General features: G+C 66.6%; 19 protein-coding genes and 1 rRNA gene. 8 read left to right on the plus strand and 12 right to left on the minus strand.

Annotated features, from left to right (window positions below; translation table 11 throughout):
- From BLT64_RS24180 to BLT64_RS24195, 4 genes are all read right to left on the minus strand, one after another.
- Positions 1-78: ribosomal RNA gene (locus BLT64_RS24180) — 16S ribosomal RNA — on the minus strand; the annotation flags it as partial.
- A gap of 645 nt (positions 79-723) precedes the next feature.
- Positions 724-1,203, minus strand: coding sequence for a 30S ribosomal protein S9 (gene rpsI, locus BLT64_RS24185; protein ID WP_011749244.1), 480 nt, complete (start codon positions 1,201-1,203; stop codon positions 724-726).
- A gap of 3 nt (positions 1,204-1,206) precedes the next feature.
- Positions 1,207-1,671 carry a 50S ribosomal protein L13 gene (rplM, locus tag BLT64_RS24190; protein ID WP_011749243.1) on the minus strand — a complete coding sequence of 155 codons (465 nt, stop codon included), beginning with the start codon at positions 1,669-1,671 and terminating at the stop codon, positions 1,207-1,209.
- Between the two features lie 150 nt (positions 1,672-1,821).
- Entirely contained in the window at positions 1,822-2,244 is a 423-nt protein-coding gene (locus tag BLT64_RS24195) for a PaaI family thioesterase (protein ID WP_011749242.1), read from the minus strand.
- Between the two features lie 84 nt (positions 2,245-2,328).
- On the opposite strand from BLT64_RS24195, the gene BLT64_RS24200 reads away from it, so the two are divergent.
- Complete coding sequence (locus BLT64_RS24200; RefSeq protein WP_011749241.1) at positions 2,329-3,129, plus strand: enoyl-CoA hydratase; 801 nt, start codon at positions 2,329-2,331, stop codon at positions 3,127-3,129.
- Here BLT64_RS24200 and BLT64_RS24205 read toward each other — a convergent pair.
- The 8 genes from BLT64_RS24205 to BLT64_RS24240 form a co-directional block, all read right to left on the minus strand.
- Positions 3,126-3,869, minus strand: coding sequence for a cytochrome c biogenesis CcdA family protein (locus BLT64_RS24205; protein ID WP_011749240.1), 744 nt, complete (start codon positions 3,867-3,869; stop codon positions 3,126-3,128). The genes BLT64_RS24200 and BLT64_RS24205 overlap by 4 nt on opposite strands.
- Before the next feature lie 76 nt (positions 3,870-3,945).
- A complete protein-coding gene (locus BLT64_RS24210) occupies positions 3,946-6,555 on the minus strand; it encodes an Rne/Rng family ribonuclease (RefSeq protein ID WP_011749239.1) in 2,610 nt (869 codons plus the stop codon).
- Between the two features lie 450 nt (positions 6,556-7,005).
- Positions 7,006-8,331, minus strand: coding sequence for a sigma-54-dependent transcriptional regulator (locus BLT64_RS24215; RefSeq protein WP_011749238.1), 1,326 nt, complete (start codon positions 8,329-8,331; stop codon positions 7,006-7,008).
- 19 nt (positions 8,332-8,350) lie between these two features.
- Positions 8,351-10,144: a sensor histidine kinase gene (locus BLT64_RS24220; protein WP_011749237.1), complete on the minus strand. Its 1,794-nt coding sequence runs from the start codon at positions 10,142-10,144 to the stop codon at positions 8,351-8,353.
- 66 nt (positions 10,145-10,210) lie between these two features.
- The gene (purQ, locus tag BLT64_RS24225) at positions 10,211-10,879 is read right to left on the minus strand and encodes a phosphoribosylformylglycinamidine synthase subunit PurQ (RefSeq protein WP_011749236.1); all 669 of its coding nucleotides are present in this window, start codon (positions 10,877-10,879) and stop codon (positions 10,211-10,213) included.
- Between the two features lie 244 nt (positions 10,880-11,123).
- Complete coding sequence (locus tag BLT64_RS24230; RefSeq protein ID WP_011749235.1) at positions 11,124-12,338, minus strand: NADP-dependent isocitrate dehydrogenase; 1,215 nt, start codon at positions 12,336-12,338, stop codon at positions 11,124-11,126.
- A 119-nt stretch (positions 12,339-12,457) separates the two neighbouring features.
- Positions 12,458-13,582: an HD domain-containing protein gene (locus BLT64_RS24235; protein WP_011749234.1), complete on the minus strand. Its 1,125-nt coding sequence runs from the start codon at positions 13,580-13,582 to the stop codon at positions 12,458-12,460.
- A gap of 37 nt (positions 13,583-13,619) precedes the next feature.
- Positions 13,620-14,279 carry an alpha/beta hydrolase gene (locus BLT64_RS24240; RefSeq protein WP_011749233.1) on the minus strand — a complete coding sequence of 220 codons (660 nt, stop codon included), beginning with the start codon at positions 14,277-14,279 and terminating at the stop codon, positions 13,620-13,622.
- 165 nt (positions 14,280-14,444) lie between these two features.
- On the opposite strand from BLT64_RS24240, the gene iscR reads away from it, so the two are divergent.
- The 7 genes from iscR to BLT64_RS24275 form a co-directional block, all read left to right on the plus strand.
- Entirely contained in the window at positions 14,445-14,903 is a 459-nt protein-coding gene (gene iscR, locus BLT64_RS24245) for a Fe-S cluster assembly transcriptional regulator IscR (RefSeq protein WP_011749232.1), read from the plus strand.
- 3 nt (positions 14,904-14,906) lie between these two features.
- Positions 14,907-15,932 (plus strand): Gfo/Idh/MocA family protein, encoded by a 1,026-nt coding sequence (locus tag BLT64_RS24250; protein WP_011749231.1) that lies wholly within the window; start codon positions 14,907-14,909, stop codon positions 15,930-15,932.
- Between the two features lie 123 nt (positions 15,933-16,055).
- A complete protein-coding gene (locus BLT64_RS24255) occupies positions 16,056-17,162 on the plus strand; it encodes a carboxynorspermidine decarboxylase (RefSeq protein ID WP_011749230.1) in 1,107 nt (368 codons plus the stop codon).
- Positions 17,163-17,208: 46 nt separating this feature from the next.
- Positions 17,209-18,432 carry a saccharopine dehydrogenase family protein gene (locus BLT64_RS24260; protein WP_011749229.1) on the plus strand — a complete coding sequence of 408 codons (1,224 nt, stop codon included), beginning with the start codon at positions 17,209-17,211 and terminating at the stop codon, positions 18,430-18,432.
- Positions 18,433-18,523: 91 nt separating this feature from the next.
- Entirely contained in the window at positions 18,524-19,858 is a 1,335-nt protein-coding gene (locus BLT64_RS24265) for an AI-2E family transporter (RefSeq protein WP_011749228.1), read from the plus strand.
- Positions 19,859-19,929: 71 nt separating this feature from the next.
- The gene (locus tag BLT64_RS24270; protein WP_041530503.1) at positions 19,930-20,943 is read left to right on the plus strand and encodes a GlxA family transcriptional regulator; all 1,014 of its coding nucleotides are present in this window, start codon (positions 19,930-19,932) and stop codon (positions 20,941-20,943) included.
- An 84-nt stretch (positions 20,944-21,027) separates the two neighbouring features.
- A partial coding sequence (locus BLT64_RS24275) for a hypothetical protein (RefSeq protein ID WP_074810592.1) occupies positions 21,028-21,344 on the plus strand: 317 nt, incomplete at its 3' end.

A 21,344-nucleotide genomic window follows, 5' to 3' on the forward strand; every position in this document is an offset into this window, starting at 1 on the left:
CCGAAGGGTTCGCTCGACTTGCATGTGTTAGGCCTGCCGCCAGCGTTCGTTCTGAGCCAGGATCAAACTCTCAAGTTGAAACGGCATCAGCCGTATCCTTGACAGAAAAACCTTGCACATCTGTCCTTCCCACAAAGGAGAAGGATCATCCTGTTCATCGTCCTCACTCGCGTGAGCCGACAAACAGTGAAGCTGACACTCTCATCATCGGTTGCCCTAGAGAGCCGATATACAAGCTTCCCCGTCGAAAAACGACCAGACCGCCCACATATCCCTTCAAATATACAGCAATGTCAAAAAGCAGAGGAAAGAAAACAACCCAAACATCGCCACTCTTATGGCGAAGTCCAAGCCATTGCTTCCCAGAATTTTCGAGCGACCCGCGCTTCAGCGCCAACCGTCCGACCCGCTGCAGCGCCTCGCCGCGTCGGTGAAGCGGTATCTAGGGGCTGGGCGCCGGGCTTGCAAGCGGAAAAATGCGCGCCATCGGAAGAAAAATCGCAAACCAATGATTTTCTGTCATTTTTCTGTCGCAGATTCAGGCGGATAATTCCCGCCTTCGCCCAGGCAAGCTGCAGTTCGCGAACCGGACCCGGCAGCAGATTCGTCCCAAGGCGCACGATTCCCTGCCATCCGCCCTGAAACAGGCTGCGAGTCGGTTACCGAAATGCAAAACGCGGCCCCGAGGGGCCGCGCCGGATAGATGCGAAATCGCCGAAAAGCTTAGCGCTTCGAGAACTGGAACGAGCGGCGGGCCTTGGCCTTGCCGTATTTCTTCCGTTCGACCACGCGCGAATCGCGGGTCAGGAAGCCGGCCGCCTTCAGCGCCGGGCGCAGGCTGGGCTCGTGCAGTTGCAGCGCCTTCGAGATGCCGTGCTTGACCGCACCCGCCTGGCCCGACAGGCCGCCGCCGGCGACGGTGGCGTAGACGTCATACTGGCCCGTGACGCCGGCCACTTCGAAAGGCTGGCGCAGGATCATCTGCAGCACCGGACGGGCGAAGTATTCCGCGATATCCTTGCCGTTCACGACCACCTTGCCCGAACCCGGCTTGACCCAGACGCGGGCGACCGCGTCCTTGCGCTTGCCGGTGGCATAGGAACGGCCCAGCGAATCGCGCTGCGCCTCACGAACCGGGGCGGCGGCCGGGGCAGCCGTCGCGACCGATTTCAGATCGTCGAGGGTTTTGATGTCTTCGGCCATGGCTTACGCGCTCCGGGTATTCTTGGCGTTCATGGACTTGACGTCCAGCACTTCGGGCTGTTGCGCCTCGTGCGGGTGCTCGGCACCGGCATAGACGCGCAGGTTGGTCATCTGCTGCTTGCCCAGCTTGTTGCGCGAGATCATGCGCTCGACGGCCTTGATCACCACGCGCTCGGGATGCGCGCCTTCCAGGACCTGGCGTGCGGTGCGGTGCTTGATGCCGCCCGGGTGGCCGGTGTGCCAGTAGTATTTCTTGGCGTCGCGCTTGTCGCCGGTCATCTGCACCTTGTCGGCGTTGATGATGATGACATTGTCGCCCATGTCCATGTGCGGGGTGAAGGTCGGCTTGTGCTTGCCACGCAGGCGCATCGCCACGATCGAGGCAAGACGGCCCAGAACAACGCCCTCGGCGTCGATCAGGATCCACTTCTTCTCGATCTCCGCCGGTTTCGCGGTATAGGTTTTCATCTGTCGGTCCCTTTGGGGGCTGTAATTCGAGATGGAGGTGTATCGGAAAAAGCCGCGTGCAGGTCAAGTGCGCATTGCGCCAATTTCCACAGCAATATCAATTATCTGCAAAATAGGTATTATGATACCCCACTGCAAACCCCGCCGGGATCAGCGTTTCGGCGGAATCGAATAGGTCATCGAGCAGCGCGCCACCGGCTCTTCGGCGCCTTCGGAACGGATCAGCACCTCGCCCACGGCCAGGATGCGGCCCAGCTTCAGGATGCGGCATTCGGCCAGAAGGTCTCGTCCGGCCTCGGGCTTGCGCATGAAGTCGATCGAGGCATTGGTGGTCACCGCCAGCGCCACCTCGCCGATCCGGGCCAGGATGGCCAGGTAGATCGTGACGTCGGCCAGCGCGAACATGGCCGGACCGCTGACCGTGCCGCCCGGGCGCAGGTGCTGGTCGTCCACCGCCAGCCGCGCGGTCAGCCGCGCCTCGTCCAGCGATTCCACCCGGACCTGTCCGGCGATCTGCGGAAAGACCCTGTCCAGAAACTCGTTCAGCGCCTCGCGGCCCATTGCCAATGCCATGCTTCCCCCCTGCCGGAACGGCGGCTAGACTGCCCGGCAAAGCCCGGGAAGGACAAGCCTCGCCGTGGCGTCAGGAGGAATCGCATGAAGGACGGAAACCCCGAACCGCTGGTACTGCGCAAGGATGACGGTCCTGTCGCAAGGCTGATCCTGAACAGCCCGATGAACTACAACGCGCTGTCCACCGCGATGATCGATACGCTCTCAGATGCGCTGGACGAGATCGGGGCGGATGACGGCGTCCGGGTCGTGGTTCTGGCCGCGCGCGGCAAGGCGTTCTGCGCCGGCCACGACCTGCGCGAGATGCAGGGCGCGCGCAATGACGAGGACGACGGCCGCGCCGCCTATGCGCGGCTGTTCTCGCGCTGCGCCGCGATGATGCAGAAGCTGCCCGCCCTGCCCCAGCCGGTCATCGCCGAGGTGCAGGGCATCGCCACCGCCGCGGGCTGCCAGCTGGTCGCAAGCTGCGACATGGCCGTGGCGGCCGAGGGCGTGCGCTTCGGCGTGAACGGGGTGAATATCGGGCTGTTCTGCTCGACGCCGATGGTGGCGCTGACCCGCGCCATTCCGCCGCGCGCCGCCTTCGAACTGCTGGTGACGGGCGAGTTCATGGACGCCGCCCGGGCGCGCGAGCTGGGCCTGGTCAACCGCGTCGCCCCGCCCGAGGCGCTGGAGGCCGAGACGATGGCGCTGGCCCGCAGCATCGCCGCCAAGCTGCCCGCCGCCGTGCGCATGGGCAAGCGTGCTTTCCACGCGCAGCGCAACCTGGGCCTTGCGGACGCCTATGCGACGGCGGGCGCGGTGATCTGCGAGAACCTGCTGCTGCCCGACACGGCCGAGGGCATCCAGGCATTCCTGGAAAAGCGTCCGCCGAACTGGGATTAACCCAGCGCGGCCAGCCAGGGAAAGGTCTCCAGCAGCCAATAGGCGAAGGCCGGAAACGCTCCGGTCAGCAGCGCCGCGCCGACCACGACCAGCAGGCCGCCCATGACGCGCTCGATCAGCTTCAGATGCGGCTTGATGCGGTTCATCAGGCCGATGGCGCGGTTGATGAAGATGGCCGACAGCAGGAAGGGGATGCCCAGCCCCAGCGCATAGACCGCCAGCAGCGCCGTGCCCTTGCCCATCGCCCCGCCGGTCGCGGCCAGGGACAGGATCATGCCGAGCTGCGGCCCGATGCAGGGCGTCCAGCCAAAGGCGAAGGCCAGGCCCAGGGCATAGGCCCCCAGCGCGCTGCCGCCCCGCTCCTGCGCGTCGATGCGCGCCTCGGCATCCAGAAAGGGGATGCGGATGATATGCAGGAAATGCAGGCCCAGCAGGATCACCACCACGCCCGCGCCGCGCGCCAGCAGGTCCTGCCATTGCAGGAACATCCGCCCGAAGGCCGAGGCCGCCATGCCCATCAGCAGAAACACCGTGGACAGGCCCATGACGAAGAACAGCGCCGGAACCACGGCGCTGCGCTCGCCCGATTTCAGCCCGCCGACCCCGACCCCGGTCATGTAGGCCAGATAGGGCGGCACGATCGGCAGCACGCAGGGCGACAGAAAGGACAGGATCCCGGCCAGCAGCGCGACCGTCGCGGCGGGCAGGAAGGCGGCATCTGCAAGCTCGATTCCCAACATGTCGGGCACCTTGGCGCAAGGAAAGGGCGCGGGAAAGCCCCGCGCCCGTCACTCTTTCGTGGAAGGCTGCGACAGATCAGCCCAGGGACCACCAGCCGCGGCGCTTGGGACGCGCGGGTTCCTCGTTCGCCGCCGCGGGCTCCGGCACCCGGACTGCGGCGGGCAAGGCCTCGGGCTCCGGCGCAGGCGCGGGCTCCGCGGCCGTGTCGGCCTCGGACTGGGGCGCAACGGCCTCGGATCCGGCGGTTTCGCCGGCCGGCACGGTCTCCACAGCCTCGTCGGCAGGCGGCACATCCGCGGCGGCGGCCTCCGGTTCCGGCTCGACGGCGGGTTCGACGGCCTCGGCAGGTTGCTCGACCTCCGAAGCCTCGGCAACAGGCTGTGGCGCGTCTGCGGCGGTCTCGGCCGGTTCTCCGGGCTGGGCCCCCTCGGCAGGCCCCGCCTCAGCCACGGCTTCGGCCGGCTCATCCGCCTTGCGGCGGCGCGTGCGGGTGCGGCGGCGCGGCTTTTCGGCCTCCTCCGCCACCGGCTCGGGCGCGCTCTCGACCGCCTCCACGATCACCTCGACCTCGGCAGGCTGGTCGGCCTCCTCGGTTTCCAAGGCCACCTCATCGGCATCGTCCCCGGCATGAGGCGCTTCGTCCTCGCCATTCTTGCCGCCCCGGCGACGACGACGGCGACGGCGGCGCTTGCTGCCATTCTCGCCATCCCCGCTCTCGGCGCGATCCTCCTCGACCGGCTCGTCGGCGATCTCTTCGACCTCTTCCTCGGCCGGCTCCTCGTCGTCGATCTGCGCCATCAGGCGGGCATCGACCGAAACCACGGGCGAAACCACCTCGGGCACGTTGCGGGTCGCGGTCTTGAACTTCTCGATGGCGTAATCGGGCGAGATCAGCGCCGGATCGGCCTCGACCCGGACCGAAAGCCCATAGCGTGCCTCGATATTGGCGATGTGCTCGCGCTTGGCGTTCATCAGGAAGTTGGCCACCGCGACCGGCGCCTTGACCAGAACCTCGCGCGAACGCTTGCGGGTGCCCTCTTCCTCGATGGCGCGCAGGATGGTCAGCGCCAGGCTGTCGTCGCTGCGGATCAGCCCGGTGCCATGGCAATGCGGGCAGGGCTGCGTGGTCGATTCCAGCATGCCCGGCCGCAGGCGCTGGCGCGACATCTCCATCAGGCCGAAGCCCGAGATGCGGCCGACCTGGATCCGCGCCCGGTCGGTCTTGAGCTTGTCCTTGAAGCGCTTCTCGACGGCGGCGTTGTTCTTGCGCTCCTCCATGTCGATGAAGTCGATGACGATCAGCCCGGCCAGGTCGCGCAGCCGCAGCTGGCGCGCGATCTCCTCGGCCGCTTCCAGGTTGGTCTTGAGCGCGGTGTCCTCGATCGAGCCTTCCTTGGTGGCCCGGCCCGAGTTCACGTCGATGGCGACCAGCGCCTCGGTCACGCCGATGACGATATAGCCGCCGGATTTCAGCTGCACGACCGGGTTGAACATGCCGCCAAGATAGCTTTCCACCTGATAGCGCGCGTAAAGCGGCATCGCGTCGGTGTAGTGCTTCACGTTCTTGGCGTGGGACGGCATGATCATCTTCATGAAGTCCTTGGCCGTGCGATAGCCGCGCTCGCCCTCGACCAGGACCTCGTCGATCTCCTTGCTGTAGAGATCGCGGATCGTGCGCTTGATCAGGTCGCCTTCCTCATAGATCGGCGCCGGGGCGATGGACTTGAAGGTCAGATCGCGGATCTGCTCCCACAGCCGCATCAGGTATTCGTAGTCGCGGCGGATCTCGGTGCGGGTGCGCTGGCTGCCGGCGGTGCGGATGATCAGCCCGGCGCCTTCCGGCACCTCCAGTTCGCTGGCGATCTCCTTCAGCTTCTTGCGGTCGGCGGCGTTGGTGATCTTGCGGGAAATCCCGCCGCCGCGCGCCGTGTTCGGCATCAGCACGCAATAGCGGCCGGCCAGCGACAGATAGGTGGTCAGCGCGGCGCCCTTGTTGCCGCGTTCCTCCTTGACGACCTGGACCAGCATGATCTGCCGGACCTTGATCACCTCCTGGATCTTGTAGCGGCGGGCGCGCGGCTTCTTGGGGGCCGAGATCTCCTCGGCCATGTCCTCCTCGGCGACGGATTCGATGCCGTCGTCCTCGGCGGCTTCCTCGGCCGGGGCATCCTCGGCGCTGTCCGCAGCCGCTGCCGGCGCCGCGGCTTCGGCCGTATCAGCGGCAAGCGGGGCGTCCAGCGGCACGGCCTCGCCCTCCGAGGGGTCCACCACGGTCATCCCGGCGATCTCGTCCGAGACCAGGACGGCATCGCCGCTTTCGGCGGCGGCGGCCTTGGCCGGCTTGCGGCGGCGCGGGTTGCGCTTGGGCTTCTCGCCTTCGTCGGCCTCGGCCGCGGCGGCCTGGCGCTCCTCTTCCAGCAGCGCCTTACGGTCGGCGGCGGGGATCTGGTAGTAATCGGGATGGATCTCGGCAAAGGCCAGGAAGCCATGGCGGTTGCCGCCGTAATCCACGAAAGCGGCCTGGAGCGAGGGTTCGACCCGCGTTACCTTGGCCAGATAGATGTTGCCAGCAAGCTGCCGCTTGTTGACCGTCTCGAAATCAAATTCCTCGACCTTGGTTCCATCGACCACGACAACCCGAGTCTCCTCGGAATGCGTGGCGTCGATCAGCATTTTCTTTGACATGTTTCCGTCTTTCGGGCAGCCGAGCCGGCCCGCAGATTAGCGGGGGCAAGGTCCGGCTGCCGCATGAGAGGACATCGAAGGCCGCACCGCCAACAGCAATCGCGGCGGTCGGGCTGTTGCCCTGCCACCGTGCCCGATCAAGCTGCGCTGCGCGATCCATCGCGTCTGTTTACCTTTCTTGGCCCGTCCCGCTTGCGCGATCCGGGCGGCGATCTACGGTCGCCCAGAGGCCCCTTGGGGCATGGGCAGGATTTTCCGCGCGTGGCACCACCGGCACTTTTCAGGTGTCGCGGCTGGCTGGCGCGCTGCGAAACTGGCGAGGTCGAGCAACCATGAGTTGTGGCGCCCACCCTACTCGGGCAAGATAGCGGGGAAGGGCGCGCCGTTACAATCTGTTTTTAGTCAGAGAGCCGGGATTTGCCGACCCGGGGCGCCGCCTGCCCCGACCGCCTACAGGTAATCGCTGCGGCTCAGCCCGTATTTCGCCATCTTCTCGTTCAGCGTCCGGCGCGGCAGGCAAAGCTCGTCCATGACCGCGGCGATGCTGCCCTTGTGGCGGCGCATCGTATTGTCGATCAACATCTTTTCGAAGCTTTCGACATATTCCTTGAGCGGCTTGCCCTCGGTCGTCGTCGCCTCCTGCGTATCCTCGCCATCCGCCATCAGCAGCGAGGTGATCGAACCCGAGCCGCGACGGTTCTGCAGCACGGCCCGCTCGGCCACGTTGATGAGCTGGCGCACATTGCCCGGCCAGGGCGCCTGCAACAGCTGCGCCGCCTCCTGCGCCGTCACCTGCGGCGGCTCGCAGCCGTATTCCTCGGCGAATTGCTCGGTCATGCGGGTGAAAAGCGTCAGGATATCCTCGCCGCGCGAGCGCAGCGGCGGCAGGGTGATCTTCAGCGCGGTCAGGCGATAGAACAGGTCGGGACGCAGCGAATCCTCCGCCCGGCGCCCTTCGCCGCGGGCGTTGGAAATGGCGATGATCCGGGTCTCGGCCGGGCTGCCCTGCTCGGCGATGAAGGCCAGGAGCCGCGCCTGCAAGGCATCGGACAGCGCCTCGATATCCTCAAGGCAAAGCGTGCCGCCGCGGGCTTCCTCGACCGCGGGCAGCCCGTTCTCGACCGGGCCGAACAGCTTGGCCGACAGGACCTCGTCGTTATAGGCGGCGCAGGATATCGGCACGAATTTCTTCGAGGCACGCGGCCCCACGGCATGCAGCGCGTGCGCCACCAGCGTCTTGCCGGTGCCGGTCTCGCCGTCGATCAGCACATGGCCGTCGGCCTGGCCCAGGTCCAGGATGTCCTCGCGCAGCCGATCCATGACTGGGCTCGACCCGATCAGCTTGGACATGACCTGCTGGCCTTCGGACAGGTCGCGGCGCAGGGCGCGGTTGTCCAGCGTCATGCGCCGGGCCTGGGTGGCCTTCTTGACCAGCTCGGTCAGCCGCTCGGGGTTGAAGGGCTTTTCCATGAAGTCCATGGCGCCGATGCGCATCGCCTCGACCGCCATCGGCACGTCGCCATGGCCGGTGATCATGATGACGGGCAGGCCCGAATCGATGCCCATCAGCCGCTTGAGGAAAGCCATCCCGTCCATGCCGGGCATGCGGATGTCCGAGATCACCACCCCCGGCCAGTCGGCGCCGATCGCCTTCAGCGCCTCTTCGGCGGTGGCGAAGGTCTCGGCGTCGAAGCCGGAAAGCGCCAGCCACTGGCTGATCGATTCGCGCATGTCCGGTTCGTCGTCCACGACGGCTATCTTCAAAGTGCGGCTCATGGGCCCTTACCTCTTTTCATCATTCCGCCGCCAGCCGCGGCCCCGCCTTCTGGCCGGGATCGTGCAACGGCAGTTCAAGTTCGAATACGGCGCCCCTGCCCCCCTCGTCCAAGGCGTTATGCGCCGTCAGGCGCCCCCCGAAATCGGCCGCGATCCCGGATGAGATCGCCAGCCCCAGGCCGGTCCCCTCTCCGGGTTTCTTCGTGGTGAAGAAGGGTTCAAACAGATTTTCAAGGTCGGATACACCCGGCCCGTTGTCGCGCACGGACAAGAATGCGTGAGAGCCCGAGCTGACGGTGATCTCGATGGCCGGGTCGCGGACCCCCTTGATCGCATCGACCGCGTTGCGCAGCAGGTTGATGATGATCTGCTCCAGCCGGATGCGGTCGCAATAGACCATGACCGGATAGCGCGGGATGGTGCGCTGCAGGCGGATGGTGCGGGACCGCAGTTGCGGCTCCATCATCACCAGCGCGCTGGACAGCGCGGCGCGCAGGTCGACCGGCTCGAAGGCCTCGCCGCCCTTGCGGGCATAGGATTTCAGCTGCCGGGTGATGGCGCCCATGCGCTCGACCAGGTCGTCGATGCGCTGGAAACTGGACTGCGCCTCCTCGGCCCGGCCGCGCTGCAAGAGCAGCCGCGCCCCGGCCAGATAGGTCTTCATCGCGGCCAGGGGCTGGTTCAGCTCATGGCTGACGCCCGCCGACATCTCGCCCAGCGCCGCCAGCTTGCTGGACTGCTGCACGGTCTGCTCGGCCACGCGCAGCTCCTTCTGCATGCGCTCTCGCTCGGCGATCTCGCGGGTCAGGCGCATGTTCAGCGCCCGCAGGTCGGCCGATTCGCGCATCCAGGCCGCCGATTCCACCCGCGCCCGGCGCGACAGCAGATAGAACACCGCCGCCAGCAGGATGGCAAAGCCCATGATGACCATGGCCAGCACCGCGTTCACCCGCTCGCGCACCGATTCATAGGTGGTGAAGGCGATCATCTTCCAGCCGCGGAAGGGGATGCGGGTTTCGGACTGCATCACGGCGCGGCCCTGCACATAGGCATCGGCCGGGGTCGCCGCCCAATCCGCCGTGACCTGGAAGGCCCGCGCGATGGCCGAAGGCGCCGAGCGCACCGCCAGCGCCTCGGGCAGGGTCAGCCCGCGCCAGCGCGGCTCGGTCGAAAGGATGATCTGCCCGGCGCTGTCCGTCACCGCGATCGCATCCGAGATCCCCGCCCAGGACCGCACCAGCCGCGTCAGGTCGGCGCCCACCACCACCACGCCCAGCGTGCGCCCATCCGAAACCACGGTGCGGGAATAGGTGAACTCGTAGACCCCCTGCGGCGAGGGCGAGACGGTAAAGACGGTATCCTTGGACCGCAGCGCCTCGACGAAGAACGGCTCCTGCACGTAATTGGTGCCGATCAGGTTACGGTCGGTCGAGCCCACGACCCGCCCCGAGGCATCCAGGAGCTTGATCGACGCCGCCGCGATCTCCTTCTGGGCCGAGATCAGCCGCGCCGAGGTGCCCGAGAAATCGTTGCCCGACAGCGCCGAGATCAGCGCCGGATCGCGCGCCAGAAGCAAGGGCACGACCGAGGTGCGCTGCAATTCCGACAAAAGGTTTCCGGTATAAAGCGCCGAGCGCAGCTCGGTGCGCACCCGCGTCGTCTCGGAAAACCGCGCCGTCAGCCAGGCATTGGTGAACCACACCGTGCCCGCAGCCACGATCAGCAGCACGGCGATCGCACCGCGCAGGCCCCAGCGGCTGGTCAGACCCGCCCTGCCTTCCGGGAACCCGATGGAATTGTCTTCCTCTTGCATGAGCCTCCGGCACCGCCCCCGACTGGGGGTCGATGCAGTCTAGTGCGCGAAAGGGCGCCGCTCAAGTCAGGCCGCGACAAGCTCCTGCACCAGCGAGGCAAACAGCCTCGCGCCATCGGTGCCGCCATGCGCCGGATCGGCGGCGCGCTCGGGATGCGGCATCATGCCCAGCACCCGGCGGTTCTCGGACAGCACCCCGGCGATATCCTCGACCGAACCATTGACGCCCGGCGCATAGGTAAAGGCGATGCGGTCCTGGTCCTTCAGCGCCGCCAGCCCCTCGGGATCGATCTGGTAATTGCCGTCGTGATGGGCGACCGGCACGCGGATCTCCTCGCCCGGGGCATAGGCCGCGGTAAAGGGGCTCGCCGCGGTCGCCACCCGCAGCACCGCCTCGCGGCACAAAAAGCGCAACCCGGCATTGCGCATCAGCGCGCCCGGCAGCAGGTTCAGCTCGGTCAGCACCTGAAAGCCGTTGCAGATGCCCAGCACATAGCCGCCGCGCGCCGCATGGGCCTTGATCGCGCCGGCGATGGGCGAATGCGCGGCGATGGCGCCGCAGCGCAGGTAGTCCCCGAACGAGAACCCGCCCGGCACCGCGACCAGGTCGGTGCCCGCCGGCAGCGCCTCGTCCTTGTGCCAGACCCGCGCGACCTCGGCACCCGCCTGCTGCAAGGCGACGGCCAGATCGCGGTCGCAATTCGATCCGGGAAAGGTGATGACGGCAGCTTTCATGGCGGGCCTCCGGGATAATGCCTCGCGCCTCCCATACTCCAAGCAGGATCGCGTGTTAAGCCGCTTTGCACCGCCCAGCGGACTTCTTCGTTCCCCAAATACTCAAAAACCCGCGACAAGCGCCGCACCCCGCCCCCGATGCGCATCACCCGGCGGTTTCGCCGTTTCCCAAACACTCAAAGGCAGCGCCGCAAGCGAAAAGGGCCGGGGTTTCCCCCGGCCCTTCGCAACCCTGTCCGGCAGTTCAGCCCGCCAGCGCCTTGTTCAGGTATTCGTCGACCTTTTCCAGATAGCCCATGGTGGTCAGCCATTTCTGGTCCGGGCCCACCAGCAGCGCCAGATCCTTGGTCATGAAGCCGTCCTCGACCGCCTGCACGGTGACCCGCTCCAGCGTCTGGGCAAAGTTCAGCAGCGCCGCGTTGTCGTCCAGCTTGGCGCGGTGCTTCAGCCCGCCGGTCCAGGCAAAGATCGAGGCGATCGAGTTGGTCGAGGTCTGGTTGCCCTTCTGGTGCTCGCGATAGTGGCGCGTCACCGTGCCATGCGCGGCCTCGGACTCGACGATCTTCCCGTCCGGCGTCATCAGCACCGAGGTCATCAGCCCCAGGCTGCCGAAGCCCTGCGCAACCGTATCCGACTGCACGTCGCCGTCGTAGTTCTTGCAGGCCCAGACATAGCCGCCCGACCATTTCATCGCCGAGGCGACCATGTCGTCGATCAGGCGATGCTCGTAATGGATGCCCTTCTTCTTGAACTCGGCCTCGAATTCTTCCTCGTAGACCTTCTGGAACAGGTCCTTGAAGCGGCCGTCATAGGCTTTCAGGATGGTGTTCTTGGTCGAGAGATAGACCGGGTAGCCGCGGTTCAGCCCGTAATTCATCGAGGCGCGGGCGAAGTCGATGATCGACTGGTCGAGGTTGTACATCGCCATGGCGACGCCGGCGCCGGGGGCCTGATAGACCTCGTGCTCGATGGTCTCGCCATCCTCGCCGACGAACTTGATCGTCAGCTTGCCCTTGCCCGGAAAGCGGAAATCGGTGGCCTTGTACTGGTCGCCGAAGGCGTGGCGGCCGACGACGATGGGCTGGGTCCAGCCGGGGACCAGGCGCGGCACGTTCTTGCAGATGATCGGCTCGCGGAAGATCACGCCGCCCAGGATGTTGCGGATGGTGCCGTTGGGCGATTTCCACATCTTCTTCAGGCCGAATTCCTCGACCCGCGCCTCGTCGGGGGTGATGGTGGCGCATTTCACGCCGACGCCGTATTGCTTGATCGCCTCGGCCGCGTCCACGGTGATCTGGTCCGAGGTCGCGTCGCGCTCCTCGATGCCCAGGTCGTAATATTTCAGGTCGAGGTCCAGATAGGGAAGGATCAGCTTCTTCTTGATGAAATCCCAGATGATCCGGGTCATCTCGTCGCCGTCGAGTTCGACGACGGGGTTCTCTACCTTGATCTTCGACATGGGTGGTCCCTTCGATTAGGATTCGGCTCGGCCGCGCTATAGCCGCATTCGCCGCGAAAGGAAAGCCCGGTATGCGATTGCATACCGATTGCCGCCCCGCACCCCGCCGCCCTTCGGGATCAGCCGCGGAAATAGACCCGCGCGCTTTCGCTGAGCCAGGTCCACAGCGTCGGCGCCCCGCGCTCGATGCGCAGGCCCACGCGCTCGACCAGTTGCTCGTAGCTCACCCGGTATTCGACCCAGGTGCCGCCGCCCGAGGCGATGTTCTGCATCACCGGCTGCGCCCGGTCGAGCGACTTGGCGAAGACCGCGTCGGGGGTCTCGTTCGCCTCGAACTCGGTCCAGAGCGCGCGCAATTCAGCCCCCTGGGCCTTGGGCAGCAGCCCGAAGATCCGTTCCGCCGCCTCGGCCTCGGCCTGCAACTGCGCGGCACCGTGATGGGCGGCGCCGTTCTGCGCATGGATCGGCACGTCGCCGGTGTCGATCTCGACCAGGTCGTGCAGCAGCAGCATGCGGATCACCCGGCCGATCTCCACCCCCGGCCCGGCATGGGCCGCCATGACCAGCGCGTAAAGCGCCAGGTGCCAGCTGTGCTCGGCGCTGTTTTCGCGCCGCGAGCCGTCGCACAGCAGGCTGGCGCGCAGCACCGATTTCAGCCGGTCGGCCTCGGCCAGAAAGGCCAGGCGCTGCGCCAGTTCGCCGCAGGGCGCGCGGCCCTCCAGCAGGGCCTGCGCCGCCTCCATCGCCTCGGGCCATTCCGCCCACAGCCGCCGGGCACGGCCCGATGTCATGTTGTCGCGGACGATTCCGACATGATCGGCCAGGGGCCGGGGCGCGCAAAGCACCTGGAACAGCGGCTGGACGTGGTCCATGCGCTTGGCGATGCGGGCGTCCGGGCTTTCGCCGGCCTCGAACTCCCGCCACAGCGCCAGCAGCGTCTCGCCGCCGGGCAACATGCCGAACAGCCGGCGCGCGGCGGCGTCCTCGGCCGCCTGCACGGCAGCCGTGTCATGGACCAGATGGATCGGATGGTCGCCGCAGTCGATCTCGACCAGATCGTGCAGCAGCAGCATCGCGATGGCACGGTCCGAGGCGCCGAAGACCAGCGCGTAAAGCGCGACGTGCCAGCTGTGCTCGGCGCTGTTTTCCGGCCGCGACAGGTCCATCAGCACATTCGCCCGCTCGACGGATTTCAGCCGGTCGGCCTCGGTCAGGAAGGCAAAGCGCAGGGTCAGGTCGGTCATGTCGAATGCCTGGGGCCGGCGGCACCGGCCCCGTTTCCTAGCGGGTGTTCTCGGTCAGGCGGCGGCGCACATAGGCCTGCACCGTGTCGATCATCGGCTTCATGTGGACCTCGTCGTCGCGGAAGAAGTGGTCCGCCCCCTCGATTTCCTCATGGGTGATGGTGATGCCCTTCTGCTCGCGCAGCTTGGCGACCAGCGCATGGGTGTCCTTGGGCGGCGCCACGCGGTCGGCGGTGCCGTTGATGATCAGCCCCGAGGACGGGCAGGGCGCAAGGAACGAGAAATCATACATGTTCGCCGGCGGCGCGACCGAGATGAAGCCGGTGATCTCGGGCCGGCGCATCAGCAGTTGCATGCCGATCCAGGCGCCGAAGCTGAAGCCCGCCACCCAGCAATGCTTGCTGTTGGGGTTCATCGCTTGCAGATAGTCCAGCGCCGAGGCGGCATCCGACAGCTCGCCGATGCCCTGGTCAAATTCGCCCTGGCTGCGGCCGACGCCGCGGAAATTGAACCGCATGACGGTAAAGCCCATGCGGTGAAAGGCATAGTGCAGGTTATAGACGACCCGGTTGTTCATCGTCCCGCCGTATTGCGGATGCGGGTGCAGGATGATGGCGATGGGGGCGTCGGGGGCGGCTTGCGCGTGATAGCGGCCTTCCAGACGACCTTCGGGACCGGGGAAAATCAGTTCGGGCATGGGCTTCCTTTGAAACTCGGGTTCCTTGACCCTGTGACGGCGCGGCTCTAGATCGTCAATCTGGGAAGCGCGCGCGACATAGGCAAGACGCATTCAAGGACGGCGCCGGGGAGTTAGCCCCTGGCTCGGGCGCCGTCAATGGTGTGCGACTGGAGGAGAGGCAAGATGAAACTGTCCACCAAGGGACGTTACGCAATGGTCGCCCTGGTCGATCTGGCCATCGCCAAGGGCGACGAGTTGACCTCGCTGGCCGAGATCTCCAAGCGGCAGGACATCTCGCTGCCCTATCTGGAGCAGCTTTTCGTGCGGCTGCGCCGGGCCGGGCTGGTCGATTCGGTGCGCGGCCCGGGCGGCGGCTACCGGCTGGCCAAGGCGCCCGAGACGATCCGCGTCGCCGACGTGCTGGAGGCGGTGGACGAAACCGTCAGCGCATTGCATATCGGCGCCGGCGCCTCGGGCGGGATTTCCGGCTCGCGCGCACAGACGCTGTCGAACCGGCTGTGGGAAAGCCTGTCGGCGCATGTCTACGTGTTCCTGCACAATCACACCCTGGCGGATGTGGCCCGCAACCAGTTGCTGCCCTGCCCGGCCCTGCCCAAGATCCTTTCGATCGTGGACGACTGAGCCATGCGGGTGCTGGTCGCCGGTCTGGGCAACATGGGTCGCAGCCACGCGCTGGCCTGGCTGAAGCAGCCGGGTGCCGAACTGGTCGGCCTCGTCAACCGCTCGCCCGTCGATCTGCCGCCCGAGCTTGCGGCGATCCCGCAAAGCCAGGACTTCCACGAGGCACTGCACCGCCTGCGCCCCGATGTCGCAGTCGTCTCCACCTATTCCGACAGCCATGCCGAATATGCCGTCGCCGCCATGCGGGCGGGCGCGCATGTCTTCGTCGAAAAGCCGTTGGCCACCACGGTCGAGGATGCCCGCCGCGTGGTCGAATGCGCGGGCGAGACCGGCCGCAAGCTGGTCGTCGGCTATATCCTGCGCCACCATCCCAGCTGGCAGCGCCTGATCGCCGAGGCCCGCGCGCTCGGCGGGCCCTATGTCTTCCGGCTGAACCTGAACCAGCAAAGCTCGGGCGCCACCTGGCAGGTCCACAAGGCGCTGATGCGCACCACGCCGCCCATCGTCGATTGCGGCGTGCATTACGTCGACGTCATGTGCCAGATCACCGACGCGCGCCCGGTCGAGGTCCGCGGCATGGGGCTGCGCCTCTCGGACGAGATCGCGACCGAGATGTATAACTACGGCCATTTCCAGGTGATCTTCGATGACGGCTCGCTGGGCTGGTACGAGGCCGGCTGGGGGCCGATGATGTCCGACACCGCCTTTTTCGTGAAGGACGTGGTCAGCCCGCGCGGCGCCGTCAGCATCCGCATGTCCGAGGATGCGCGCTCGGACGACATCGACACCCATACCCGGACCGCGACCCTGCGCCTGCATCGCGTCGGAGAGCCGGACAGCGACATCTCGATGCAGGGCGAGCCCGGCCATCAGGAGCTTTGCGACGCCGAGGCCGCCTTCATGGCCCGCGCCATCGCCGAGGACATGGACCTGGACCGCCACATGCGGGATGCGGTCTCGTCGCTCGCCGTTTGCCTCGCCGCCGACGAATCGGTGCGCACGGGCCAGCCGGTGCGATTGCGCATCTGACGCACCCGTCCATCGCACCCGCCGTCACACGCCCGTCACGCTTTCTTGCGAAACGCGGCTCGGGGGCCTAAATGAGCCATTCGTTTTCCGCTTTCGCGGTCGCAAGACCAGAGGATCCGCGCCATGTCCGATCTGCAGACGCCCTATTACCTGATCGACCTCGCCCGGCTGCGGGAGAACATGGAGCGAATCCGCTATCTGCGCGAACGCTCGGGCGCGAAATGCCTCCTGGCGCTGAAATGCTTCGCCACCTGGTCGGCCTTCGACTTCATGCGCGACTTCATGGACGGCACCACCTCCTCCTCGCTGTTCGAGCTGCGGCTGGGGCATGAGGAATTCGGCAAGGAAACCCATGCCTATTCCGTCGCCTGGGCCGATCACGAGATCGACGAGGCGCTGGGTTACGCCGACAAGATCATCTTCAACAGCCTGGGCCAGCTCGACCGCTTCGGCGCCAGGGCGGCCCAGCGCGGCATCGCCATGGGGCTGCGGCTGAACCCGCGCTTCTCGACCAGCGGCTTCGACCTGGCCGACCCGGCCCGGCCCTTCTCGCGCCTGGGCGAATGGGACCTGAACCGGCTGGAACAGGCGCTCGACCGCATCTCGGGCGTGATGATCCACTACAATTGCGAGAATGCCGATTTCGAGCTGTTCGACGCACAGCTTGCCCGGATCGAGACCGAGTTCGGCGGCTTCCTGGAAAGGCTCGACTGGGTTTCCCTTGGCGGCGGCATCCATTTCACCGGCGAAGGCTATCCGCTGGACCGTCTTGCCGACCGGCTCAGGGCGTTCTCGGAACGCTTCGGCGTGCAGGTCTTCCTGGAACCGGGCGAGGCCAGCATCACCCGCTCGACCTCGCTGGAGGTCACGGTGCTGGACGTGATCCATCACGGCAAGGACGTGGCCATCGTGGACAGCAGCATCGAGGCGCATATGCTCGACCTGCTGATCTATCGCGAGACGGCGAAGCTGCCGCAGGACGGCGAGCATCCCTGGCAGATCGCCGGCAAGACCTGCCTGGCCGGCGACATCTTCGGCGAGGGCCGCTTCGCGCAGCCGCTGAAGGTGGGCGACCGGCTCAGCATCGCCGATGCCGGCGGCTACACCATGGTCAAGAAGAACTGGTTCAACGGCGTCCCCATGCCCGCGATCGCGATCCGGGACGAGGACGGAACGATCCACGAGGTTCGCCGGTTCACCTATGACGACTACAAAGCCAGCCTGTCCTGACCAGGCGCAAGCCATCCCCTTTCCCAGCCCCGAAAAGGAGACTGAATTGGCCAAGAACGTGCTCATCATCGGCGCCGGCGGCGTCGCCCAGGTGGTCGCGCACAAGGTGGCGCAGAACGCCAAGGAATTCGGAACGCTGCATATCGCCAGCCGAACCGTGTCCAAGGCCGAGAAGATCATCGCGAGCATTCGTGAAAAGGGCCATTCGGTCGAATTCACCGCGCATCCGCTGGACGCGATGGACAGCAAGGCCGTGGCCGAGCTGATCCGCGGGATCGAGGCCGGCATCGTCATCAACGTCGGCTCGGCCTTCGTCAACATGACCGTGCTGCAAGGCTGCATCGACACCGGCGCCGCCTATATCGACACCGCCATCCACGAGGATCCCGCCAAGGTCTGCGAGACGCCGCCCTGGTATGCCAACTACGAATGGAAGCGCCGCGAGGACTGCGCGGCTGCCGGCGTCACCGCCATCCTGGGCGCGGGTTTCGACCCGGGCGTGGTCAACGCCTATGCCCGGCTGGCCGAGGACGAGTATTTCGACAAGATCGACTCGATCGACATCGTGGACATCAACGCCGGCAGCCACGGCCGCTGGTTCGCCACCAATTTCGACCCCGAGATCAATTTCCGCGAATTCACCGGCACCGTCTATAGCTGGCAGGGCGGCGAATGGCGCCAGAACAAGATGTTTGAGGTCGGCCGCGAATGGGACCTGCCCGTCGTCGGCAAGCGCACCGCCTATCTCTCCGGCCATGACGAGGTGCACAGCCTCTCGGCCCGCTACAAGGACGCCGACGTGCGCTTCTGGATGGGCTTCGGCGAGCATTACATCAACGTCTTCACCGTGCTGAAGAACCTGGGCCTGCTCAGCGAGCAGCCGGTCAAGACCGCCGAGGGGCAGGAGGTCGTGCCGCTGAAGGTGGTCAAGGCCGTGCTGCCCGACCCCGCGAGCCTCGCGCCCGATTACGAGGGCAAGACCTGCATCGGCGACCTGGTCAAGGGCACGCTGGACGGCAAGCCGGGCGAGGTCTTCATCTACAACGTCGCCGACCACAAGGACGCCTATAACGAAGTCGGCAGCCAGGGCATCAGCTATACCGCGGGCGTGCCGCCGGTCGCGGCGGCGATCCTGGTCGCGCGCGGCACCTGGGACGTGAAGCGCATGGTCAACGTCGAGGATCTGGCGGCCCGCCCCTTCCTTGAACTGCTGGGCGAACTGGGCCTGCCCACCCGTGTCATCGACGCCACCGGCGACCACCCGCTGTAGGCGCGGCCGGGCCGGCATCTGAAAACGCCCGCGGCGGGGGAACCCGGCCGCGGGCTTCGCGTTTCCCTCGCGCAAAACGGGGAGGGGACGCATGCCGTCAGATCGGGAACGCCGCAGCCACATGTTTCCGCTTTCCCCGCCCTCGGACAAGGGCGTGGCCAAGGTCGCCAACTGGGCGGTGATCGGCATCTTCGTCATCCTGCTTTTCAGTTTCTTCGCGCAGGCCCGCAGCTTCCTGATGCCGGTGACGCTGGCGATCCTGCTGTTCTTCGTCTTCATCCCCTTCCGGCGGTTGATGGAACGGCTGGGCATCGGCGCCGTGATCACCGCCGCCATCGTCTCGCTGGGACTGGTGGTGGCGGTGGTGCTGATCGGCTTCGTCATCTCGGGCCCCGCTAACCGGCTGATCGAGAACGCGCCGCAGATCACCCAGCGGCTGGAACAGCGCTTCACCGAGATCCGCAGCAATTTCCGCGGACTGGAGCGCGCCGCCGAAAAGATCGACGAGATCGCGGGCGGCTCCTCCTCCCCGCCCGAGCCCGCAGCGCCGCCCGGCGAGGCACCGCCCGACGCGACGCTGACCGGCACGCTCAGCGCGATCCCCGCCCCCGGTGCGCCCCAACCGCCCGACCAGCAGATCCAGGTCGAGGTGAACGCCACGCCCGAGACCTCGACCCTCGCCAGCGCGCTGAACCTCGGCCCGGCGCTGGTCGGCCAGATCATCTTCACGCTGTTTTTGCTGTTCTTCCTGATCTCCTCGGGCGACCTGCTTTACCTGAAGATCGTGCAAAGCTTCGATTCCATGCGCGAAAAGCGCGCCGCCTACCTGGCGCTGCGCGAGATCGAGGACAGCCTGGGCACCTATCTGGGCGCGATCACGCTGATCAACGCCTGCCTCGGGGTGGCCATCGGGCTGGCGATGTGGGCCTGGGGCATGCCCAGTCCGGTGCTGTTCGGGCTCGCGGCGTTCCTGCTGAACTTCATCCCCTATCTGGGCTCGGTGGCCGGCATCATCATCGCGACGCTGGTCGGCGTCTTCGTCTTCGACGATCTCTTCGCGCCGCTGATGGTGGGCCTGACCTATCTGGCGATCACCGCGCTGGAGGGGCAGCTCATCACGCCCTATTTCGTCTCGCGCCGCTTGCAATTGAATACGGTGGTGGTGTTCCTGACCGTGGCGCTTTGGGCCTGGCTCTGGTCGGTGATCGGCATGATCGTCGCGGTGCCGCTGCTGGTGGTGATGCGGGTGCTGGCCGAACACATCCCGGGCTTGCAGAAATTCGGCAACTTCCTGGCCGGCGAGGACCCGCCCGCGCTGGAGGACGATGACGAAGAAGAGGCGCGCGAACTGGTCGAGGCCGGCGACGAGGCGGGGGATGCCGCCGCGGCCTCGGCGGCGACCATGGTGCTGGCCACCAAGGATTGATCGCGACGGCTCTGGATAATTGGCGAAAACATGGCATGATCGCGACGCCAATCATGGACGAATCGCGACAGATGCCCGGACACGACCCCTCGCCCGACCTCAACCAGCCGCGATTGCAGATCGGCTTCCTGCTGACGCCGCGCTTCACGCTGTCGGCCTTTGCCACTTTCGTGGACGTGCTGCGGCTGGCGGCCGACGACGGCGACGGCTCGCGCCCCATCCGCTGCCGCTGGCGGGTGCTTTCGGCCGACATGGCGCCGGTGCAATCCTCCTGCGGCATGCGGATCGAGCCCGAGGAACGGCTGGGCGATCCCGGCCGCTTCGACTACATCATCACCGTGGGCGGGCTGATCGACGGCGGCCCTGGCCTCTCGCCGGAACAGGCCGCCTTCCTGCGCCGCGCCGCCATGGGGCGGGTGGCGCTCGGCGGACTTTGCACCGGGGTCTTCGCCATGGCCCGCATCGGGCTGATGGACGGTTATCGCTGCTGCGTAAGCTGGTTCCACCATCAGGATTTCCTGGCGGAGTTCGAAAGGATGCGCCCGGTCTCGGACCAGATCTTCGTGGTGGACCGCGACCGGATCTCCTGCTCGGGCGGGGTCAGCGCCGCGCATCTGGCCGCCTTCCTGATCGACCGGCACCTGGGCCGCGCCGCGGCGCGCAAGGCGCTGTCGATCCTGATGATCGACGAGCCGATGGCCGGCGACCGCCCGCAGCCCGGCCTGCCGCTGGAACTCAATGCCCGCGACCCGCTGGTGCGCCGCGCCCTGCTGGCCATGCAGCAGAACCTGCACGCCCCCCTGCCAATCGCCCGCATCGCCAGGGATCTGGGCGTCGGGCGGCGCAAGCTGGAACGGCATTTCAACGCCGACCTGGGCATCCCGCCCGCCGATGCCTCGATCCGCATCCGGCTGGCGCAGGCCCGCATGCTGCTGGCGCGCACCGACCGCACCGTCACCCGCATCGCCGAAGAGACCGGCTTCTGCGACGCCTCGCACCTGATCCGCGTCTTTCGCGAGACCGAGGGCACCACCCCCGACCTCTGGCGCCAGAACCGCGGCCTGCTGGCCGAGGACGCCCCCTAGCCGCGTCCGTTGCAGTCCGGCTTTCTGCAACGTGTGGGCCTTGCCCGGATAATCGCTGCGCCATTCGGATGAGGAGAGGGTGAGATGCCGAACAAAGCCACAGTCAGGGGCGTGCTGATGGACGCCACGCTTGCGCCGGTCGCCGCGGGCAAGATCGTCGCGACGCTTCAGGGCTCGGACGTATTCGAGGGCGGCGTGCGGGTGGTGACCGAGCAGGTCGAGGCGACGACCGATGCGCAGGGCGGCTGGTCGCTAGATCTGATCGTGAACGGCGAGGGCGAGCGGGCCGGGACGACCTGGACCGTCGCGGGCTACAGCCCCTATGTGGCCAAGCTGTTCGAGGTGCGGTCGCTGTTTCTGGCCTCGGCGCTGGAGACGACGCTGGGCGATCTGGAAAGGAC

The sequence above is a fragment of the Paracoccus denitrificans genome (genome assembly GCF_900100045.1).
In the GTDB taxonomy this organism is placed as follows: Bacteria; Pseudomonadota; Alphaproteobacteria; order Rhodobacterales; family Rhodobacteraceae; genus Paracoccus; species Paracoccus denitrificans.